Origin of the sequence: Microcoleus sp. Aus8_D2 (genome assembly GCF_036702665.1) — a bacterium.
Lineage (GTDB): Bacteria > Cyanobacteriota > Cyanobacteriia > Cyanobacteriales > Microcoleaceae > Microcoleus.
Map to the genome: position 1 here is coordinate 449 of NZ_JAUBUN010000098.1, position 2975 is coordinate 3423.

The 2975-nt window shown below is 49.6% G+C and carries 1 protein-coding gene and 1 pseudogene; both read right to left on the minus strand.

Annotated elements, in window-relative coordinates:
• On the minus strand, positions 1-2261 hold a 2261-nt coding region (locus QUB64_RS32750), incomplete at its 3' end, for a DUF4347 domain-containing protein (protein WP_333394357.1).
• A gap of 519 nt (positions 2262-2780) precedes the next feature.
• Positions 2781-2975 (minus strand): annotated as a pseudogene (locus QUB64_RS32755) (calcium-binding protein); the annotation flags it as partial.

The following is a 2975-nucleotide window of genomic DNA, read 5'->3' on the forward strand; positions in this document are numbered from 1 at the left end:
GTCGGCGCTGGTGTGGGCGTCGGAGTCGGCGCTGGTGTGGGCGTCGGAGTCGGCGCTGGTGTCGGAGTTGGTGTGGGTGCGGGTGTGGGCGTCGGAGTCGGCGCTGGTGTGGGCGTCGGAGTCGGCGCTGGTGTGGGCGTCGGAGTCGGCGCTGGTGTCGGAGTTGGTGTGGGAGTCGGTGTCGGCGTGACTGTAGTTGTGAATTCAAAAGCGCCGATATCGACGATCGCACTGCCGTTACCATCACCATCAGCCGGGCGAGTCACACCGCGCTGATCCTTAGCTGGCGCGCCCGCACCAGTACCGGTATCAATGGCGGGACTTCCTGCTAACAGCGGCAGCACGAAAGCGCCGTTAATATTTTGCAAAGGGCCAAGTTTCGGATCGGCGATCGTCACATTTGCCGTCACATTATTGTCGTTAGGATCGCCCGTCGTCAGTTTAGCGGGAAATTGCAGATTATTTCCCCCGTCGGTTAATGCCCGCCCGGTTTGCTGCTTAACTTTATAAGGATTACCAGCCGTATTGCTATCAAAAATCGAATTCTTGACAGTAATTGGCTGATTTCCAAAAGTCGCAATACCTCCCGAATACTCCCCAGCGGTATTCTTGGCAAAAGTCGAATTGACGATGTTAGTCGAAAAGGCATCTTTGTTGCCGACAACCATTCCTCCACCCTGTTTAGCAGCGGTGTTGCCGGAAAATGTACTGTTAACAACGCTGATGTTGCCCTCTTCTCCAAACCACAAGCCGCCGCCGTTATCATCGGCTGTGTTGTTGGCAAAGGTGGTATTTGTCACGGTTAAATCGACATTACCGTGGCGAACTCCGCCGCCAGAACCTCCTTGACCCGCTGCATTTTTTACAGCTTTGTTGTTGATAAAAGTGCTATTTTCTAAGGCAACTTTATCTTGGGAATAACCAAACAGAAAGGCTCCACCTCCTTCTCCTGTCCCGATATTGCCGTCGAAAACACTGTTGCGAATAATGATGTTGCCACCGATCGCATCGTTAGTTAATTCGCTAGCGCCATCGACGTAAACTGCCCCGCCAACGCCTTTATCTGTGCGGTTGCCAGTGAATTTAGAGTTTTCGATCGTCATGCTGCCCAACAGGTTATTCACAGCTCCGCCGTAGCTGCCTTTGTTGTTGGTAAATTCGCTATCTTTGATAGTCAGAGAACCGCCGCTTTTAGTGGCGATCGCCCCGCCGCCGCGTTCGGTATTGCTAGCCAAAGAACCGTCATTGCCACTAAACTTGCTGTTAATGACTGTTGTGGTGCTGCGGAAACCCGTGTAAACGCCGCCGCCGAAACCGGCAACATTATTGTTGACTTGGCAATTTTCTAAAGTTAAAGTGCTGTTACCGCCTGTTTGAATGCCACCGCCGCTGCTAGTCGCCTCGTTATTCGGATCGGTTCCCGACACTTTGCCGTTGGCAACAATCAGGTTTTTTAGAGTAACATTGGTTGAACCTTCGGTGAAAATTACCCGCGAAGAGTTGTTGCCGCTGATGGTTAAATTGCTAGCACCAATTGCATCAATTGTCAAGTTTTTGTTGATGACAAGTTGACCGGACGTGAGAGTGATTTTTTGATTGGCAAGACTGGAGGCAAATTGAATGGTATCGCCGGCTGCTGCAGAGGCGATCGCACTTCTCAAGGAACCGGGCCCGCTATCCAACGCGTTGGTAACGGTAACAGTCGCTAAAGTCCCTTGGTAATCCGCCATTGCGTCTGAAGTCAAGGCACTGGGTGCTTCAATATCACCCTTGGTAAACTCCAAATTCCAGTTACCGCCGCGGCCAGTGCGATCGCTAGATGCCGCAATATCAGCGCCGGTTAACTCCGAAAGGCGATCGACAAAATTAGCCCCGTCACCCGCAGCAACATCGCAACCGTAAAGCATGATATCAGCTTTGTCGCTCAGCGCAGTGCGCCACCCTTGCAACTGGCTTTCATACTGCGGCAAATTATCCGAATTCAACGTCGCAGAACCTAGCTGCAAGCTGCCAGAATTCCCGTGAGAAAAAATGTGAACTTGGTCTACAGTTCCGCCCGCAGCAGCAATTGTTTGCAGTGTCGCAGTAATTTGCTCGACTCCGTTGCCATTTTTATCTAAAATGATGAGTTCAGCATCGGGAACCACGCCGCCCGCAAGAGTTTGATAGTCATCTAAGTCGGAGTCAATGAAGACAATAGATTTAGAACGAGAATTGCGGAGAACAGATTGTGAATCAATACTGGCCAAATTTGAGTTCATTTCGCATACCCTATGACAATGTTTACTATTTGCTGGTAGATTCACCTTGAAAGTAGAAGGATCTCTGATGCTGCCAACAGCCGGCATAATTAAAACCTCCGCGATAAATCGGGGGGATTCCAATTAAGGATAAAACTTGGTTTTTCTCCATGATTGAAATCCGGAAACTGCATCCGAATACAAGTTTTGGTATGTGGCGATTGTTTTTATTTCAATTAACCGCAGAGGATGTAATGTCAATCCTGAAAAGAGCTGCTGCGGTTCCGAATTACTGAGGATTGCTGTAGCGCGCCATACATTCCTCTTACCTAGAACCAGAAAATCTGTACTCCAGCTCGGTAAATCTCACCTGGAAAGCGCGAGCGCAAAAAGTTCCCAAAAAATCCAAAATTTAGCTAACTAACCGTAGGGTGCCCAGCGGGAGAAAATCCTTGGTGTTTCGTCAAAACATTCAGCCCGAATGGCACCCTACCCCATGTCCAGTAGTAAGGTGCTGATGGCGCACCCTACCAGAGACAGTTAGATTGTTACCTGAGTGAAATCACTAGCGCTGAGATTACCGGGCGCACCGTTAAGCTTCGCCAACAATTGATTGCTACCCGTCACGCTAATCAAAGTTTGATTGTTGCTAGACGTAATGCTGAGTTGATTGAAACTCAAACCGGGAGCCAAGCCAATTAAATCCTCACCCTTGCGGAAATCAGTAATGATGTC